Annotated in this window: 15 protein-coding genes; 3 read left to right on the plus strand and 12 right to left on the minus strand. The window is 58.6% G+C overall.

What is annotated here, in order from left to right; all coding sequences use genetic code 11:
• Positions 1-2: 2 nt before the first annotated feature.
• The gene (gene nuoN, locus GWQ29_RS08435) at positions 3-1466 is read left to right on the plus strand and encodes an NADH-quinone oxidoreductase subunit NuoN (RefSeq protein WP_111588703.1); all 1464 of its coding nucleotides are present in this window, start codon (positions 3-5) and stop codon (positions 1464-1466) included.
• A 195-nt stretch (positions 1467-1661) separates the two neighbouring features.
• On the opposite strand, the gene GWQ29_RS08440 is transcribed toward nuoN, so the two are convergent.
• The 11 genes from GWQ29_RS08440 to hinT all read right to left on the minus strand — a co-directional run bounded on the left by GWQ29_RS08440 (position 1662) and on the right by hinT (position 12091).
• Positions 1662-3554 (minus strand): M6 family metalloprotease domain-containing protein, encoded by a 1893-nt coding sequence (locus GWQ29_RS08440; RefSeq protein ID WP_275919203.1) that lies wholly within the window; start codon positions 3552-3554, stop codon positions 1662-1664.
• Between the two features lie 35 nt (positions 3555-3589).
• Entirely contained in the window at positions 3590-3925 is a 336-nt protein-coding gene (locus GWQ29_RS08445; protein ID WP_275919204.1) for a hypothetical protein, read from the minus strand.
• Between the two features lie 63 nt (positions 3926-3988).
• Entirely contained in the window at positions 3989-4903 is a 915-nt protein-coding gene (gene secF / locus GWQ29_RS08450; RefSeq protein WP_174218925.1) for a protein translocase subunit SecF, read from the minus strand.
• Between the two features lie 115 nt (positions 4904-5018).
• Positions 5019-6821 carry a protein translocase subunit SecD gene (secD, locus tag GWQ29_RS08455; RefSeq protein ID WP_219615565.1) on the minus strand — a complete coding sequence of 601 codons (1803 nt, stop codon included), beginning with the start codon at positions 6819-6821 and terminating at the stop codon, positions 5019-5021.
• A 158-nt stretch (positions 6822-6979) separates the two neighbouring features.
• Positions 6980-7453, minus strand: coding sequence for a hypothetical protein (locus tag GWQ29_RS08460; protein WP_275919205.1), 474 nt, complete (start codon positions 7451-7453; stop codon positions 6980-6982).
• A 110-nt stretch (positions 7454-7563) separates the two neighbouring features.
• Positions 7564-8421 carry a DUF6279 family lipoprotein gene (locus tag GWQ29_RS08465; RefSeq protein WP_275919206.1) on the minus strand — a complete coding sequence of 286 codons (858 nt, stop codon included), beginning with the start codon at positions 8419-8421 and terminating at the stop codon, positions 7564-7566.
• A 3-nt stretch (positions 8422-8424) separates the two neighbouring features.
• Positions 8425-9258 (minus strand): phosphotransferase, encoded by an 834-nt coding sequence (locus tag GWQ29_RS08470; protein ID WP_265422631.1) that lies wholly within the window; start codon positions 9256-9258, stop codon positions 8425-8427.
• Complete coding sequence (gene lpoB, locus GWQ29_RS08475) at positions 9248-9844, minus strand: penicillin-binding protein activator LpoB (protein ID WP_005314873.1); 597 nt, start codon at positions 9842-9844, stop codon at positions 9248-9250. The genes GWQ29_RS08470 and lpoB overlap by 11 nt, the downstream gene beginning before the upstream one ends.
• Positions 9844-10242: a YcfL family protein gene (locus GWQ29_RS08480; protein ID WP_005314863.1), complete on the minus strand. Its 399-nt coding sequence runs from the start codon at positions 10240-10242 to the stop codon at positions 9844-9846. The genes lpoB and GWQ29_RS08480 overlap by 1 nt, the downstream gene beginning before the upstream one ends.
• Before the next feature lie 74 nt (positions 10243-10316).
• The gene (locus GWQ29_RS08485) at positions 10317-11741 is read right to left on the minus strand and encodes a hypothetical protein (protein ID WP_275919207.1); all 1425 of its coding nucleotides are present in this window, start codon (positions 11739-11741) and stop codon (positions 10317-10319) included.
• A complete protein-coding gene (gene hinT, locus GWQ29_RS08490) occupies positions 11741-12091 on the minus strand; it encodes a purine nucleoside phosphoramidase (RefSeq protein WP_275919208.1) in 351 nt (116 codons plus the stop codon). The genes GWQ29_RS08485 and hinT overlap by 1 nt, the downstream gene beginning before the upstream one ends.
• A 262-nt stretch (positions 12092-12353) precedes the next feature.
• On the opposite strand from hinT, the gene GWQ29_RS08495 reads away from it, so the two are divergent.
• On the plus strand, positions 12354-14354 hold the full coding sequence (locus GWQ29_RS08495; RefSeq protein ID WP_275908754.1) for a methyl-accepting chemotaxis protein: 2001 nt from the start codon (positions 12354-12356) through the stop codon (positions 14352-14354).
• A 69-nt stretch (positions 14355-14423) separates the two neighbouring features.
• On the opposite strand, the gene GWQ29_RS08500 is transcribed toward GWQ29_RS08495, so the two are convergent.
• Positions 14424-15299 (minus strand): 6-carboxytetrahydropterin synthase, encoded by an 876-nt coding sequence (locus GWQ29_RS08500; RefSeq protein WP_271774737.1) that lies wholly within the window; start codon positions 15297-15299, stop codon positions 14424-14426.
• A 79-nt stretch (positions 15300-15378) separates the two neighbouring features.
• On the opposite strand from GWQ29_RS08500, the gene GWQ29_RS08505 reads away from it, so the two are divergent.
• Positions 15379-16722: a dihydroorotase gene (locus GWQ29_RS08505; RefSeq protein WP_005314854.1), complete on the plus strand. Its 1344-nt coding sequence runs from the start codon at positions 15379-15381 to the stop codon at positions 16720-16722.
• Positions 16723-16861 lie beyond the last annotated feature (139 nt).

Here is a 16861-nt window from a genome sequence, read left to right on the forward strand (position 1 = left end):
CAATGACCTTCACCGCTTCTCAACTGCTGGCGCTCTTGCCCCTGCTGCTGACCACGGGGACCATGGTGGCCCTGATGCTGGCCATCGCCTGGCGGCGCTGTGACGACACCGCCTTCATCGTCACCATCACTGGCCTGAACCTGACACTCTTCTCCCTGCCCATCGTCATGGCACAAGGTGATCAGGGGATCACTCCCCTGCTGCAGATCGATGGCTACGCCATCTTTTACATGGGGCTGGTGCTGGTCGGCGCGCTTGCAACCTGTACCTTCGGTCGCTCCTGGCTCAAGGGCTATCCGGACAACCGGGAAGAGTTCTACCTGCTGCTGGTGATCGCCACCATAGGCGGGCTTGTGCTGGCAGGCTCCCGTCATCTGGCGTCGCTGTTCATCGGGATCGAGATGCTGACCCTGCCCATGTTCGGTCTGGTGGGTTACGCCTACCGCGAGCGCCATTCGCTGGAGGCCAGCATCAAGTACATGGTGCTCTCCGCCGCCGCCACCGCCTTTTTGCTGTTTGGCATGGCCTTGCTCTATGCCCAGGCAGGCAGCCTGAGCTTCAGTGATCTGGGGCTGACCCTGGCACAGAGCCCGGCCCATCATCCACTGCTGATGGGCGGTCTCGGGTTGATGCTGGTCGGCTTTGGTTTCAAGCTGTCGCTCGCCCCCTTCCACCTCTGGACACCCGACGTCTATGAAGGCGCACCGGCGCCGGTGGCAACTTTCCTCGCCACCGTCAGCAAGATAGCCGTGTTCTGCGTGCTGCTGCGATTCTATCTGGCGGTACCGGCGGCGGCGGATCCCATGATCCACTGGTTGCTGGCAGCCATGGCAGTTATCTCCATCGTCATCGGCAACCTGCTGGCGCTGCTACAAACCAACATCAAGCGGATGATGGGGTACTCCTCCATTGCCCATTTTGGTTATCTGCTGGCAGTGGTGGTGGCGAGCCGCCTCGGCCAGATACCGGTGGAGGCCGCCGGTGTCTATCTGTTGATGTACCTGTTCACCAGCCTGGGTGCCTTCGGCGTCATCAGCATGATGTCCAGCCCGTATCGCGGCAAGGATGCGGACTCCCTGCACAGCTATCGCGGCCTGTTCTGGCACCGTCCTTACCTGACCGCTGTGCTGACAGTGATGATGCTCTCCCTGGCCGGTATTCCCATGACATTGGGCTTTATCGGCAAGTTCTATCTTATTGGCGTAACGGTCGAAGCCCGGCTGTGGTGGCTCTCTGGCGCCATAGTGCTCGGCAGCGCCCTGGGGCTCTACTACTACTTGAGGGTCATGGTGACGCTCTATATGCGCGAACCCGGCATGCAGATGCGTGACGCCAGGGGCGACTGGGCCCTCTCCTCGGGCGGGCTGGTGGTACTGCTCTCCGCCATCATGGTGGTGGCCATGGGCATCTATCCCCAACCGGTCATCAGCCTGGTGCAGGGCTTGCAGAACGTGGTCTTGCGCTAACCCGCCCTGATAGCCAATGCCCCTTCTGTCAGGCACCATGGCCATCTTCCAGATGTGAAAAAATCCGAAACCAGCTTGGCTGGTTTCGGATTTATGTGATTGTCAGCAGACGAAGCCAACAGATTCAGAATAGGACTTTAGTCGACACATGCCATTAATGTGTTTATTAAGATCCTTTATATTCATGACAAGAATCTATTTTTTCAACGTAAAGTTATAGTTCCCCTCGCCATTATAAGAATACACTTTAAACCGATAATAACCACTACTTGCAACATAGTTAATCGCTTCATTCGAGGTGACGCTGGTGGATGTTGCCACAGATATCCAGGTACTGTTCTGCCATTTGTCCAGTGACAAATCGAAGTCAGCATTGCCGGGACCGGTCAACACACCATACAGGGTTCCACCATCATATTGAAACCAGCTGCCATTCGGAATGATATGACTAACGCCTTTCCCACTCAGATAACCTGAGTAATTTTCTTGATTTGAATTACCATCACCACCGATGTCGAATGTCATTCGACTTGAGACAGCGCTAATATTCGTCAGCTCCAACCCTGAATCAGCACCACTCCACCAGCGTGAGTTGGTTCCTCGACTGGACAGCGCATTGGGTTGAGTATCACCAAACGTGTCTTTCCCAGAAGCATGATACATATCATAAGCATCACCAAGATTAATATTTTTCTCTGGGTCACGATTCCCGTCCGCATGTTCCATCTGAACATATGGATACCACTCATTATTATTGGAGCCATCAGGATCAACATGCCATACAATAAGACCTTGCCCTGGCATATACTGATTTTGCCCGGTCTGAGTTCTTGTCTCTATATAAAAAGCTTCACCGGCTTTATTCGGGTTGGACCAGCGGTATAGTGTGTTGCTGTTAGCCTGGTGACTCAATAGACCTGAAGGTGCATTGCTATTAACCGCAGGATTGAGCTCAGTGATCGTTTCCCAGCCACTCAGTGAGCGAAAGTAGCCATTGGGTGGAACTGGTTTTTTATGTCTGTTACCGGTTACACCGCCATATCCCATAATACAGTGCGAGCCAGCGGATCCTCCTGAACTGCCATCGTAATCGTAAAGATCAGGCCAGCCGAACAACAGGTGTCCTGACTCGTGGATGAAGGTCCCGATAGATAAATTGCTATCCATGTTGGAGATCTGGTATTTGGATGCACAGACTCCATCGGCACACCAGCGATTCAAGCCACCTTGATGAGGCCATAGGCCCTGAGCCCAGCCACCACCCGTCTTGCCAGAATAGAACACATTCAAACCACGAATATTGCCGTTACTATCTTTCGAGATGGTCGAAAAGTCGAAGCCTTCGGTATATTCAAGCCAATCCAGCGCTTCGACGATCAACTCTCTTGCTCTGGCACCATAGGTTATCGTGGGGTCTGTGTAGTAGGACTTATATTTCTTGGCCGTATAATATCCAACCACAGTATTGGTATAGTCCAATTTATTACCAGACACGGCACGAAAATAGTCCCTGATTGATTGTGCATTTCCATGGCCTGTGTAACCGATTTGGTTGGTGTAGTTGATGACCTCACTGGGTGGAATAGAACTGGATTCATCAGGAAATTGAATCAATATGGTCAACCCTCGAACATTACCTGTTACATTGGCATATTGATTGGCAAAACCACTGGTTTTGGGTGATTGGGCTTGATATTGTAAAACTTGTAATTGCTTGGCGTTACGTTGCACGATAGAACGCTTGGCATGTTGAGGAATATCAGTGTCCTTCTGTATGGACCTGGTGCTAATACCATTCGATTCGGTAACCAGAATTCCGGTCGACTCAAACATCTCTTCATTTTCTGAAAGCTTGGCATAAGCGTAACCTTTCAGGGTATTGTCATAGATAACCGGATAGCCATCTTTAGTTCGTTGATCTGCGTAAAGAGTTGAGCCATTGAGGATCAACTCAAGTGTCGAACCATCCGGCTGCGTAACCGTATGATGATAGTTGACGTAAGGTACTGCGGCTTCCGTTTGAACAGCGAACATGACTGACCCTATGATGGTTAAAATATTTAACCATACTGCTCTTCCATTTTTCATTTTATCTTCCTTGTGAGTCCCGTGCAGAATAAGTCTTATATCCAGTTCACCAAGGGATCAAATTTTATTTTCAAACTGGGATGTGTGTAACCATTCACCGACGTGAATTCAAACAAAATCATGTCATTTTTGTGGTTATATCCCAGATCAGAGAAGCGCCCCGCTATTCCCATGACATTGCACTTATTCGGGACTTTGCCACTCCCCCAGCCGGTGGCAGTGCCGTTCAGCGTATGCCCTATGTCTGTACCTGAACGCAATGCTGGATAAACAGCAGGCCAGCTCACTGGGTCATACCCGCCAGCCAATAAACAAAGAGGGAGGCACAATGCCTCCCTCTTGTTATTCACACCTGTCACAAAACGGGCCAAGGATTGGATCCCCTGAACACATTGCCCAAAACCCGTTTTGCCTGCAAAGGCTGGCGAGTCAGGTCATGCCGCTTCTGCCAGCTCTTCCTCTTTTTTCTGGTACGCCTGGGGCGTGAGTCCCAGCAGCTCCTGTACGGTCGATGCTACCGTGATGGAAGAGATGGTACCCACCAGAACGCCGGTAAACAGCGTGAAGGCGAAGCCGAACAAGGCATCCCCTCCGAACAGCAGCAGGGCTCCCACAGTAAAGAGGGTGGTCCCCGAGGTGATCATGGTGCGGCTGAAGGTCGCCTTGATCGCCACATCCGAGCACTCGTAGATGGAGAGTTTGGTGCGTGAGCTCAAGATGTCCCGCAGCCGGTCCGAGATGACGATGCTGTCGTTGAGCGAGTAACCGATCACCGCCATCAGGCCTGCGATCACGTTGAGGTCAAACTCGATGTGGAACAGCGCCAGCAGCCCTATCGCCACCAGACCATCGTGCAGCACAGAGATCAGGATGCCGATGGCCTGGCGCCACTCGAACCGTACCGCCAGATAGGCGGAGATGGCCAGTGAGGCCACCAGCACCGCCAGCATACCCTGCTGGAACAGCTCGGCGCCCACCTGGGGGCCGACTATGGTGGTGCGCAGCAGCTCCACCGGCAAGTTGAGCTGTTGACCCAGCATGACCGCCAGCTCCTCGGCCGGCCAGGGCAGCTCGTGGGGCGGCAGCTTGATGAGCCACTCTCCCGGAATGCCGGCGCCATTGAGTTCGATGGCCCCTGCCAGCGGCGCGCTCAACAGGGCGTTGAGTTCATGGGCCTCTTTCAATGTCTGGATACGAAACTCCAGCAAGATACCGCCGGTGAAGTCGAGCCCGAGCTCCAGGCCGTTGATGGCCAGCACGGCTATGCTCGCCACTGTCAGCAGCACGGAAATCCACAATCCAATGTAACGCCAGCGGGTCAGGCCCATGGCAACGATCATTCTCAACATAATTTTATCCTCGACAACAGCTGACTCGGGCTTCCCAACCGGAAGCGCGTGACGCAGGCGCGGAGCAGGCTCGAACGCGCGGCGCTATGGCACAGAGTAAATGCAGGGGGCACGGTCACACCCTCAGCAGCTTGGCGCTGCTCTTGCCCCACAAGGGGTTGATGATGGCGCGAGTACCCCAGATACCGGTCACCATGCTGGAGATGAGGCCCAGGATCAGGGTGATGGAGAAGCCCTGCAGCGGGCCAGAGCCGATGGAGTAGAGCACAACGGCACAGATCAGCGTGGTGATGTTGGCATCGAAAATGGTGCGAAACGCCGAGCGATAGCCAAAGTCGATGGCATTGGCAAGGCTGCCCCCTTCACGCAGGCGGTCCTTGATCCGCTCAAAGATCAGCACGTGGGTATCCACCGCCATGCCGACCGTGAGCACCAGACCGGCGATCCCCGGCAGGGTCAGTACGGCCCCCGGCAGCACGGCCAGCATGCCCACCTGCATCAGCAGGTTGGCGATGAGCGCCGTGATGGCAACCCAGCCAAACTTGCGATACCAGGCCATCATGAACAGCATCATGCCCGCCATGCCGAACGCCAGCGCGGTGAAGCCAGCCTCGATATTTTGCAGCCCCAGGGTCGGCCCGATTGAGCGCTCCTCCAGGATCTTCAGCGGCGCTGTGAGGGCACCAGCCCGCAGCAGCATCGCCAGCTCCTGAGCTTCGGGTACGCTGGCAAGGCCTGTGATGCGGAACTGGTTGCCAAGGGCTGTCTGTATGGTGGCGACGTTGATCACTTCGCTCTGGGCACGCAGCTTGCCCTGGGCATTGGTCTTGTATTCGGTGAAGACGGTGGCCATGGCGCTGCCCACATGCTGGCGGCTGAACTGGTTCATCTTGCTGCCACCCAGGGTGTCGAGCACTATGCTCACCTGGGGTTGTCCCATCTCTCCCATACCTGCCCGCGCATCGACTATGTGCTCACCGGTCAGTACCGGCTTGCGCGCCATGCCGACCGCCTGACCGTTGCGATCCGCCATGAAGAAGCGGCTCTCCGGCTGGGCCTGATAGAAGGCGAGTGACGCCGTGGCGCCTATCACTTCCTTGGCTTGCTTGGGATTGTGTACCCCTGGCAGCTCGATGCGAATGCCATCCTGGCCCTGACGCTGGACCGAGGCTTCGACGATGCCGAGCTCGTTGATCCGTTTTTTGAGGATCGACAGGTTCTGGGTCACGGCGTTATTGGCCAAGAGGGTGCGCTCGGCCTCGCTCATCACCAGTCGCAGCTCGTTGCCGCTGCGATTGAGGGTCCACTGATCCTGTCGGGTACCGGCAGAATCCTTGATGATGTTGAGCCAGGGAGCCTGATCGGCCACCTCGGGCAGTATGACCCGCACCTCACCCTCGCTCACCCGGGCCACGTTGGCACCCCGCAGGCGCGCTTCACGGAACTGGCTGCGCAGCATGTCCACCAGGTTTCTGGTCTGGTTGTCCACCACGAAGCTGAGATCGACCCCGATCAGCAGCTGGGAGCCGCCACGCAAGTCCAGCCCGAGCTTGATGGGAGCCGCACCGAGCTGGCTGATCCAAGTCGGGGCATTGGAGTAGAACTCCAGGGTCAGGGCGGCGCTGTCATAGCCTTGCTGCTCCAGCAGCTGTTTGGCCCTTTGCTGTTCAGACTGGCTGCCGAACACCAGTTCGACCCGCTCTTTTTGTTGTACCTGTTTGACCGGTGCTATCTGGTTGTCGGCCAGCAGGGTGCGCTGCGCTTCTGTCAGGCTGGTCTGGCCATGCAGGCCAAGTGAGGGCTGCTCACCGAAGAAGGTTGGCAGGGAGTAAAACGCGAAAGTGAACAGCATGAGCAGCAGCAGGGCGTACTGCCACTTGCTCATGCGGTTCAGGGTGATACGACTCTTTTTTCTCATGGCAAAAGCCTCTGTCAGGAGAAGGCGGCGGGCACGCACACCAAAAAGGTGAACGGCACGCAAGAAAATACAAATGAGACAGTGAGCCTGTTCACGCGCGGTGAGCAGGCTTTACGGGAGGCGATGAGGCTGTGCAGTAAGACCGGACCCCATCGGGATCAGGCGAGATAGCTCTGGGAGAAGCGGTATTGCAGGTGTTGGCGTTGCAACCTGTGCCGATGAATGGTGGCAAAGCGGTCGCGGAAACTGTTTTTGGGGGAGTAGAGGACGGCGTAGAACAGCAGGCCGCACAGCAGCAACAGGATCGCCTGCTGCGACCAGCTCATGATCAGCTCGTAAACGACGCTGCCGGGCTGACTATCGCTACGCAGGGAGTGCTCGAGACGCAACAGGTGATTCTGGTGGGAGCCGACAAATTTGACGATGCCGTCATCGCTGTCACTGGCACTGTGGAGCGCCCGCGAGCTGTCTGACGGCTCGCGTGTGCCGGCATCATTCATCACCTGAGCGTGCTGGGAGGCAGACGAATGAGCGGATACCTCGAGCCCCTCCACCGAGACGGTAGAGAGCAACAGAGTGAGCGAGATGAGCAGTGTCATCAGCGCCAGTTTCACTTTGTCCAGCAGGCTCAAAAAGTTAATTCCCAAATTATAGAAAGGGCAAACTACCACAGAGGCCCGCCAAGGACAAGGCGGCAAGGCGCATCACCTCGCCGCGCTGACCTTGCAATGCCCCCCTGCGCTTACCCCTCGGACATCTTTCTAAAGTCCCGGGCATAGTCCTTGAGCAGGGAGTAAAGATGGGCGCGCTGGGAGATATCCAGCGACTGGCTCAAGGCGCTCAGCCAGTTGACGGTACGCTGGCGGGATTGATCCGTGTAGCCGGTGAAACGGCCATCCATGAGCCCATCCCCCTGCTGCAACAGGGCGGTGAGCTGGGCACCGAAGTCCGGGCTCTGGCGCTGCTTCATCAACCGGGCCAGCTCCTTGGTCCAGGCGGTCTGGAACTCCAGCCAGGGGGCTTGCAGCTCATACTGCCACTCCACCCACTGCGCCACCAAAGGCACCTGCGCCGGTTTCACTTCGCCAATCCAGAACACGAGTCGCTCGTTCATCTTGTCGGTGAACTCCTTGAGCATCTCGGCCTTGGGCTTGCGGGCAAAGTCCTGCTCCCGCTCGGCCTGACGGGTGAGCCTGTCCTTCATGAACATGGCCACCTGATCTTCGGTCAGGGTGCGGGCCAGCCGAACGGCACGGGGAACCGTGTTCTCCAGGGTGCGGGTCAGGCTCTGCTGGGCCGCATCCAGATGGCGGGAAACCTGCGCCGGGCTCATGGGGCTCGCGACCGCCTTGGCCAGGGCATCGAGATCATCGGCATAACGGGGCACCTCGTGCTGACGGTGCCAGGCCATCAGCCCTTTTACCTCATGATCCAGCAAGCGCTTCTGGCTAGAGTCCAGCGAGAAGTAGTCATCCAGCTGCCAGACGATGGCCACGTCCAGCCAGTAATAGACAACGCGGGTGGAACAGCCCACCAGCAGCAGGCAGAGCAACAACAGACTCCAGCTGCGGGGCTGACGCCAGGAAAAGGTGGTCATCATGCACTACTCCAAACGTTGACGATTCATGTCGATCAGGGCCTGATAATCAGGCTCGGCTTGTTGCTCGGCCATCAGCAGGGCCCACAGCAGGCCAATGTAATCGACCCAGGGCAGGAAGGCCTGACTCTGAAAGCCCTTTGCTCCCAGCGTCCTCCCTGCCCGCTCAAGATAGCGCTGTTCCAGTGCCGCTCGCCGCTCGTCATCCCAGCCGTGGGTGCGCTGTATGCTGGCGACCTCGAAACCGGGGTGACCGGCGGCGCCATACTCCCAGTCGATGACCCAGGGGCGCGACCCCAACAAATTAGCCGGATTGAGATCGTGATGGCAAGGGAGCCAGCAGTCGTCAGGCTCGCGGCTGGCAAGCAGCGCACGCTCCAGCGCAGGCAACCACTCAGGGATCCGGGCCAGGCGGCCGCGATAACCGGCGGCATGAGCCCGCACCGCCATCACGACGGCAGGCACCGGCAACTGGTGCAGTCGCACCAGCACCTCAGCCAGTAGACCGGGCTGCTCGGCCAGGGGGGGTGGCGCCTCGGCCCAGTTTGGCTCGTCGCACCAGTCCAGCAACATCAAACCGCTGGCAGGATCGCTGTGGTGGCAGGGCAGCGCCAGCCCTTGTTCAATGGCGCCCTGATAGAGCTGCCACTCTGTGGCTCTGTCGATGCCGAGCCGATAGGGGTCGGGGTGACCAAGCCGCAAAAAATGACTGCGCCCCGAGGGGAGGCGCAGTCGATAGTTGCAGTTGGTCAGGCCACTGGCCAGAGATTCCAGCCGCCCCGAGCACCAGGGAACTGGCAGGCTGGCCAGCAGCTCGAGCTCTGCCAGATCACCAGCCAAAGGTGGATTTCTTCGCCTGTTTTCGGATCTCTTTCTGGTCGGCCCACAGCAGTTCGCCGTTTTGCAGATCCATCAGGTTCATGGTCATCTGGTAGTAGACGTCCTTCACCTTGCCGTTGTCCTTGACGATGCTGCTGAGGTTGCCATAGACCATGTAGCGGGCACCGGTCTGCTTGCCCAGACGTACCATGGAGGCAGGATCCACCATGCCGCTGCTCTGCTGGTATTCGAGCTGCTGCTTGACCGCGGCCACCTTGCTCATGTCGACGAAGCGGAACTTGCCAACGCGCAGCAACTTGGTGCGGATGGTATCCGTGATGGCTTCTGTATCGATGTGCTCCGAGGTCTTGTTGCGGATGGAGTCCATGAACATAACGGGACGACCACCTGCAGTGATCTCGCTGGTCGCCGGTGAAGCGAGCATGGAATCCGCCATCTTGTCGGCAATGGCCTGCAGATCCGATGAGCCGTAATCCACGGTCACCGTCTCGGTTTCGGTGGGGTCGCCATAGCTGACGGTGGTACTGGAACAGCCGCCAAGCAGCAGGGCGCCGCTCAATATCAGCAGGGCATGATTCATTTTCATCAGTTGGATTCCTCAATCACTTCGCGTACATAAATCCGGTATCCCTGCGCGGCCGGGCTCGGCGCCAGAGCAGACAGGGTGCGGCTCTGATAGCCGTGGAGCTTGATGGGTGTCCAGCCGCGACCATCACTGGCCACTTCCTGCCCCGCCTCATCATACCAATAGAACATATATTGCAGCTTGTTGTCGCCACGCTGGGTACTGGCAGCGGCCACATTGACCTGCAGCAGGCCGTTTTGCTCGCGCCGGCTCAGCTCGGTCAGGGTCACATTGACGTTCTGATGCTGCTCCTGCACAGGCGCCGCGCCCGCAGCGCCATAGAGCGCCACGCCGGATGTATTGGTGGCGCAGCCTGCCAGCAGCATAACCAACCCCAAGGCCAACCCGTATGCTTTCATCTTGATCTCCTTAGCCGGCGGCCACAGGGGCCCAGCCGATCAGTCATGGGTGTCATTGTCGTTTGAGTGGGTGCCTAGAGCGGCATCACCCGGGTAGTCAGGCCTGCGCCGAGCCGTTGCACCCACACCAGGGTGGTGCGTCCGCCATGTATGGTGAGCGGCAACTGGCGCATGGCACTCCCCGCCCCCAGAGTGAGTTGCACGTCACCGGCCGGCAGCATGCCCTGCCAGCTGGATGCCTGAGCAGGCAGCGTCAGCCAGCTGCGGGTATCGGCCCGCTCAGAAAGGGTGTTGAAGATGCCCACCAGAATATTGCCCACATCACCTCCCTCCTTGGCGGCTGTGCGCCTCAACTGCTCCTTGGCCACCAGCCGCAGCGCCTGACGGGTCAGCATGCCCGGCAGTCGCTCCTGCAGATCCTTGGCGGCCAGCGCTTCCAATCGCACCAGCTCGCTGGTCTGCTCGATTCGCTTGCCTACCGAGACCACAAGGGGACCAGTCTGGCTGGCTCTATTGTCGTAATAGGGGACGGCCACGGTAAAGGTACGAAAATCACCACTGGAGGTAGAAATGGGCAGCGGCAGGAACAGCTCCCGCCGCGCCGGGATCAGCCCATCTTCAAACAACACCACCAGCTGACCCTGATCCTTGGCAAGCAGCGGCGCTTTGCGGCCCACCTTTTTCTCGGTCTCTTTCAGCTCATCCGGCGAGCCACGCAGCCGTGCCAGGCGCAGCAAGGCGTCCTGCAGGCTCTGGTTGTCCGGCGCTATCTGGTAACCCCGCTGATAGTCGACCCAGGCGTCGTTGAGATCCCCGGCCGCCTCATAGAGCACGCCGGAGAAATAGAAGGTGTAGGCGTTCTGAAAACCGTTTTTCACCTTGCCGATCAGCCGATCCAGATCCGGTGCCCCGCGCGACATGAGCTGGCGCATATTGCGCTCAGTGCTGGCTTCGGCGCCTTTTTCCCAGGCCTTGCTTACCTCCCCCGCTCGCGCCTTGAGGGCCCGCTCCTGCACCTGGTTGGCACGGCGTACCTCCACCAGCGCACCGTCGGCATCCCCCCGTTGCAGGTAATTCAGCGCCAGATAGTGATGCAGCATGGTGCGCTCATAATCCGGCGTCAGGTAGGCCATGCTCTGATCGTTGGTAAGCAGGCTGCCCGCCTGACTCAGGCCCTGGCTCAGCCGATACTCGGCCTGATTGTCTTCCCACTCGAGGCGGCTGTCGGCGGCGGCAAAGGCCTGCTTGCTGCCCGCATCCTGCCCGGCCAGCCAGGCGATGCGCCCCTGCTCCAGCCGGTCCAGTACATAGGTGTCATCACCCAGGGTGGATTCACGCACCTCGGGCAGGGCCTCGGCGGCGTGTCCCAGCAGCAGCTGGTTGCGCAGGGGCACCATCTGATCGGAATAGGAGACGAACATATCCTGCCACTGGGAGGCGCAGCCCCCCAGCAGGGTGCTGGCCAGCAACAGACCGGCCAGACGGGGAAACGGACTCATCACAGGCAGAGCAGCGGCCCCAGGGATTGACCACCCACCAGATGCATATGGATGTGGTAGACCTCCTGCCCGCCGTGGCGGTTGCAGTTCATGATGAGGCGATAGCCATCCTCGGCGATACCGGCATCAACTGCCAGCTTGCGTGCCACCGTGAACATGCGGCCAAGGGCCAGCTCATGCTCGGGCTCTACATCGTTGACGGTGGGGATCAGCACGTTCGGCACTATCAGGATATGGGTCTTGGCCTTGGGTTGAATGTCCCGGAATGCAGTCACCAAATCGTCTTGATAAAGGATGTCGGCGGGGACCTCTTTACGGATGATTTTGCTGAAAATGGTTTCTTGCGCCATGGATAACTCCCTTATATGAAAAAGAAAATTCTAAACCCACCTCAAGCGGCTCCCAAAGTTGCCGTCAGGGCCGGTCAAGTGTGACACAAGCCGATATTTGACACAGCCGTTGTCCCATTCTCTTCAGTTATTGTTAAAAATACCGATAGCCGGAGGACGTCTGCCGACGTCGCTCGCCCAAGGTGATAGCAGGGTATCAAATGGACGGGGTATTCAGGCAAGGGACTTTTGCATATACAGCGGGACAATAATGAAACAATCCATGTCAGACCTCTCCATCTTGCAGAGAGTCTATTTAGGCTTTGCCATTCTGGTAGCCGTGATGGCGGCGACCTCGGTACTCACCTTTCGCAGCCAGAGCGAGCTCAATCAGGCGCTGGATCAGGTTACCCGGCAATCCATGCCGCTGGTGATCGCCAGCAGCCAGACCCAGATCAGCCTGCTCAGCGCCAACAAATGGCTCACAGACGTGTTGACCGAGCAGGATCCCAAGCAGATCCCGGCCGAAGTGGCCGAGCTGCAACAGGCCAAGGCCCAGGTCGACAAGACACTCGCCACCCTCAGCCAGCAGGCCGCGGCGCACCCGCAACTGCAGGGTGACATGGCAACACTGACCAAACTGGTCAGCGACTATCTGCAGCTGACCGGGACGCTACCCACCGAACACCAGGCCCTGCTCACCCGTCTGCACAAGGTGAACCAGGCCAAGGGACAGTTTCAGGTCAGTCTGCCCCAGTTCAAGAAAAACCTCGGCGACATGATGATCACCATCGACGACAGCTTCATCAAGATGCTGTCCGAGACCTTGACCACCAAGCTCTCCGCCATCGAGCTCTCCACCATGGATGCGCTCAACCAGAGCATCCCCGCCCCCATAGAGGCGGCGCTCAAACGCAACAAGATGCAGATAGAGGGCTTCAACAGCACCATCAAGGATCTGCAGGGGGAGCTCAAGGATTTCGACAACAACATGGGGCACTACGTCCATGGGTTCGTGCGCGACACCACTTCCAGTGAAGGGGTGCTTGCCCAATACCTGGCGTTGATGAAGCAGCAGCAGACCATGCGCGAGCAGAGCAAGCAGGCCAGCCAGCTCATCGTCAACATTCAGAGCAAACTGGAAGGGATCACCGATCAGAGCCAGCAGCTGATGAACAACAGCATTCGCGCCTCCGGCAAGGTGCAAGCCCAGAGCACCCTGACCCAGGGGCTCAGCATCGCCATCGCCATTTTCATCGCCATCCTGGTGGCCTACACACTGGGCAAAGCCATACGCCGCCCCCTCAAGGAGCTGCTGCGGGTGCTGACCGAAGTGACCCAGGGGGACATGACACAGCGCGTCGGTTTCAAGAGCCAAAATGAGTTCGGCCAGCTCGGCAGCCAGGTCAACCTGCTGATCCAGCAGATGGGGGATGTGCTCACCCAGCTCTCCCAGGCCTCAACCCAGCTCAATAGCGCCGCCCACGACAATCGCCACACCACGGAATCGGTGCGGGCGGATCTGGAAACACAGCGCCAGGAGACCGCCTCGGTCGCTGCCGCCATGACCCAGATGGAAGCCTCGGTGCGGGAAGTGGCCCAGGCCGCCAACCAGACCCTGGAGCGGGTACAGGACGTGGAGAAAGCCTCCGAGACCGGCCGCAAGGTGATGGCGGGCAACATCACCACCACCCATCAGTTGGCAGGCAAGTTGCAACAGACCGGCAAGGTGATAGGCGATGTCAGCGCCATGAGTGGCCAGATTGGCAATATCCTCGACGTCATTCGCGGTATCGCAGAGCAGACCAACCTGTTGGCCCTCAATGCCGCCATTGAGGCGGCCCGTGCCGGCGAGCAGGGCCGCGGCTTTGCCGTGGTGGCCGACGAAGTGCGCAGTCTGGCGGGGCGTACCGCCCAGTCCACCAGCGAGATCCAGACCATGATCGAGAACCTGCAACAGGGGGTCGCCAAGGCGGTGACAGTGATGCAGGAGTGCTCCCGCGAGATGGACAGCTGTGTGGATCAGAGCTCCCACGCCAATACCGCCATGGAGGAGGTGCAGGCCATAGTGGTGCTCATCAGCGACATGTCGAGCCAGATCGCCTCCGCCGCCGAGCAGCAGCAGGCGACCAGTGCCGACATCGCCACCAACCTCAACCGCATCTCGGATATTTCGGATCTCAACTATCAGGGCATTGAACGGGTAGCCGAGACCAGCCAGCAGCTGGACGCCCTGGCCGAGCAGCAGGAGAATCTGGTCAAGCGCTTCAAGCTCAGCGCCTGAGTCTCTCTCTGAAACAACAAGGCCCCGCTGTTGGCGGGGCCTTGTTTATCTGGTGGCAGCGTGGTGAGATCAGGCGTAGGCGATGGCGCCCTTGCCGACCCCTTCATAGGCCACGACCTTCACAAACTTGTCACCCACCGCTTTTTTCACTTCACGGGCTATGTAGCACGCCAGCAGCTCTATGGTGGTGTCGGTGTCGATCATCTCCACCTCGGCCACCGGCATGGCGAGCTGAAACAGCCCCTGGGGGGCAACATACTTGAATCCCAGGTGCTGCTCACCCAGTTGGGACCGGGCAACATCGCTCAAGTTCAGTTCGCTCAGGTCCACCTTGTCTTCGTCGGTGCCAAGGTAGATATCGGCCCAGCGCTCGGCCCAGTTCAGCTCGAGCTCACCGTCACGCATCCCATCCACATGGATTTCGATGGGAGAACGGTGGCCGTGGGCGATCCGCTGGCAGTTGCCATCGTGCTTCTTGAGACCGTGGCTGTAGTGATAGAAGGCGCCGTCGATCTGCTCCTGACGCAGGGTCACCGACAGATCCCGGATGTTGCCGGGCAGACGCTGTGCCAATACCGCCAGCAGGTAGCGGGTGACGGACTCTTTATCGACCTGGGGCGCCGGTATGAAGGCAAAGCCCTGAGTCGGGCAGCGCAGGTGAATGGACCCCTGGGGGCGCAGCAGATCGACCGTGCTCTCCTCCCCCTCCAGATGCGCCACATGGATCAGGGCGCACTCGGCCGGCACCAGCAGCTTGTGATCCACCTCTTCGTCGATGATCGACTTGATCAGCTTTTTCACCCGACCAAAGTCCAGCAACATGCTCATCTCGTTGAGCTCGCCACTCATCTCGACATCCACCAGCCAGCTCTCCCCCACCATGCCGCGGCGTTCGCACAGGTAGCTGGAGTCGATCACGGTCAAATCTCTTACAAATAACTTCATCAGTCAGACCTTGCTACAGAGAAAGTACAGTTTGCGATATTATGACCCGCGATCACTGACAAAGGAACTGGACTCCCCCATGAACAAATTGCTTATCAAGAATGCCACCCTGGTCAACGAAGGCCGCATCTACGCCTCTGATGTATTGATTGAAGGGGAACGGATCGCCCGGATCGCCCCCCATATCGAGGCGCCCGATGCCGTTGTGATCGATGCGGCAGGCCGCCACCTCATCCCCGGCATGATCGATGATCAAGTCCATTTCCGGGAACCTGGCCTGACCCACAAGGGGACCATCGCCAGTGAATCCCGGGCCGCCGTGGCAGGTGGCACCACCAGCTTCATGGAAATGCCCAACGTCAACCCCCAGACCACCACCCTCGACGCCCTCGAAGCCAAATACCAGATAGCCGCCAACTCCTCCGCCGCCAACTACAGCTTCTATCTCGGCGCCACCAACGACAACCTCGACGAGATCAAGCGCCTCGATCCCAAGCAGTCCTGCGGGGTCAAGGTGTTCATGGGGTCGTCCACCGGCAACATGCTGGTGGACAATCAGGAGACACTGGCGGCCATCTTCCGCGAGAGCCCGGTGATGATAGTGACTCACTGCGAGGACACCCCCTCCATCAAGGTGCTGGAAGACGAAGCCCGCGCCAAGTGGGGCGAAGATGTGCCGATGCGCGAGCACGGCCGCATTCGCAATGACGAGGCCTGTTACAAGTCCTCCAGCATGGCGGTGGGTCTGGCGAAAAAGTACGGAGCCAAGCTGCATGTGCTGCATTTGACCTCCGCCAAGGAGCTGTCGCTGTTTACCGCCAGCCACGACTTGAGCGAGCTGAAAGACAAGAACATCACCGCCGAGGTATGCGTCCACCATCTCTTCTTCAATGAGGCGGATTACGACACCCTGGGCAGTCAGATCAAGTGCAACCCGGCGGTGAAGACAGCCGCCGACCAGCACGCCCTGCTGGATGCAGTGCGCAACGACGTGCTGGACATCATTGCCACCGACCACGCCCCCCACACCTGGGAGGAGAAGCAGAACAGCTACTTCAAGGCGCCGTCCGGCATCCCCCTGGTGCAGCACTCCATGCTGGCCCTGCTGGAGCTCTACCACAACGGCGTGTTTTCACTGGAGACTATCGTCAAGAAGACATCCCACGCGGTAGCCGAGCGCTTCCAGGTGCAGGATCGCGGCTACATTCGTGAGGGCTACTTCGCAGATCTGGTGCTGCTGGATCTGGGCAAACCTTATGTGGTCAACGACAGCAACCTGCTCTACCTGTGTGGCTGGTCACCCTTCAACGGTTACCGCTTCCACAGCACGGTGGAGATGACCCTGGTGAATGGCCAGATCGCCTGGCAAAACGGCCAGGTCACCGATCAGGTGCTGGGCAAGCGGTTGACTTTCAACCGCTGATCCGGTCACCACTGATGCAAACGGCCGCCCCCAGGGCGGCCGCTTTTTTATGGTGTCTTGAAAAATGCGTCACAACGCCCCCTGAAATGCGCTCTCGATGGCCGAATTCAACCACTGTGGCGGCACTTTGAGCGTCAAT

The organism is Aeromonas sp. 2HA2 (assembly GCF_029237345.1).
GTDB classification, from domain to species: domain Bacteria; phylum Pseudomonadota; class Gammaproteobacteria; order Enterobacterales; family Aeromonadaceae; genus Aeromonas; species Aeromonas salmonicida.

Coding starts and splice junctions, on each gene's coding strand:
- GWQ29_RS08495 (WP_275908754.1), top strand. CDS start 12,354: ATGTCAGACCTCTCCATCTTGCAGAGAGTCTATTTAGGCTTTGCCATT.
- secD (WP_219615565.1), bottom strand. CDS start 6,821: ATGAGAAAAAAGAGTCGTATCACCCTGAACCGCATGAGCAAGTGGCAG.
- GWQ29_RS08505 (WP_005314854.1), top strand. CDS start 15,379: ATGAACAAATTGCTTATCAAGAATGCCACCCTGGTCAACGAAGGCCGC.
- GWQ29_RS08440 (WP_275919203.1), bottom strand. CDS start 3,554: ATGAAAAATGGAAGAGCAGTATGGTTAAATATTTTAACCATCATAGGG.
- GWQ29_RS08500 (WP_271774737.1), bottom strand. CDS start 15,299: ATGAAGTTATTTGTAAGAGATTTGACCGTGATCGACTCCAGCTACCTG.
- lpoB (WP_005314873.1), bottom strand. CDS start 9,844: ATGAAAATGAATCATGCCCTGCTGATATTGAGCGGCGCCCTGCTGCTT.
- GWQ29_RS08465 (WP_275919206.1), bottom strand. CDS start 8,421: ATGATGACCACCTTTTCCTGGCGTCAGCCCCGCAGCTGGAGTCTGTTG.
- secF (WP_174218925.1), bottom strand. CDS start 4,903: ATGTTGAGAATGATCGTTGCCATGGGCCTGACCCGCTGGCGTTACATT.
- GWQ29_RS08480 (WP_005314863.1), bottom strand. CDS start 10,242: ATGAAAGCATACGGGTTGGCCTTGGGGTTGGTTATGCTGCTGGCAGGC.
- hinT (WP_275919208.1), bottom strand. CDS start 12,091: ATGGCGCAAGAAACCATTTTCAGCAAAATCATCCGTAAAGAGGTCCCC.
- GWQ29_RS08485 (WP_275919207.1), bottom strand. CDS start 11,741: ATGAGTCCGTTTCCCCGTCTGGCCGGTCTGTTGCTGGCCAGCACCCTG.
- nuoN (WP_111588703.1), top strand. CDS start 3: ATGACCTTCACCGCTTCTCAACTGCTGGCGCTCTTGCCCCTGCTGCTG.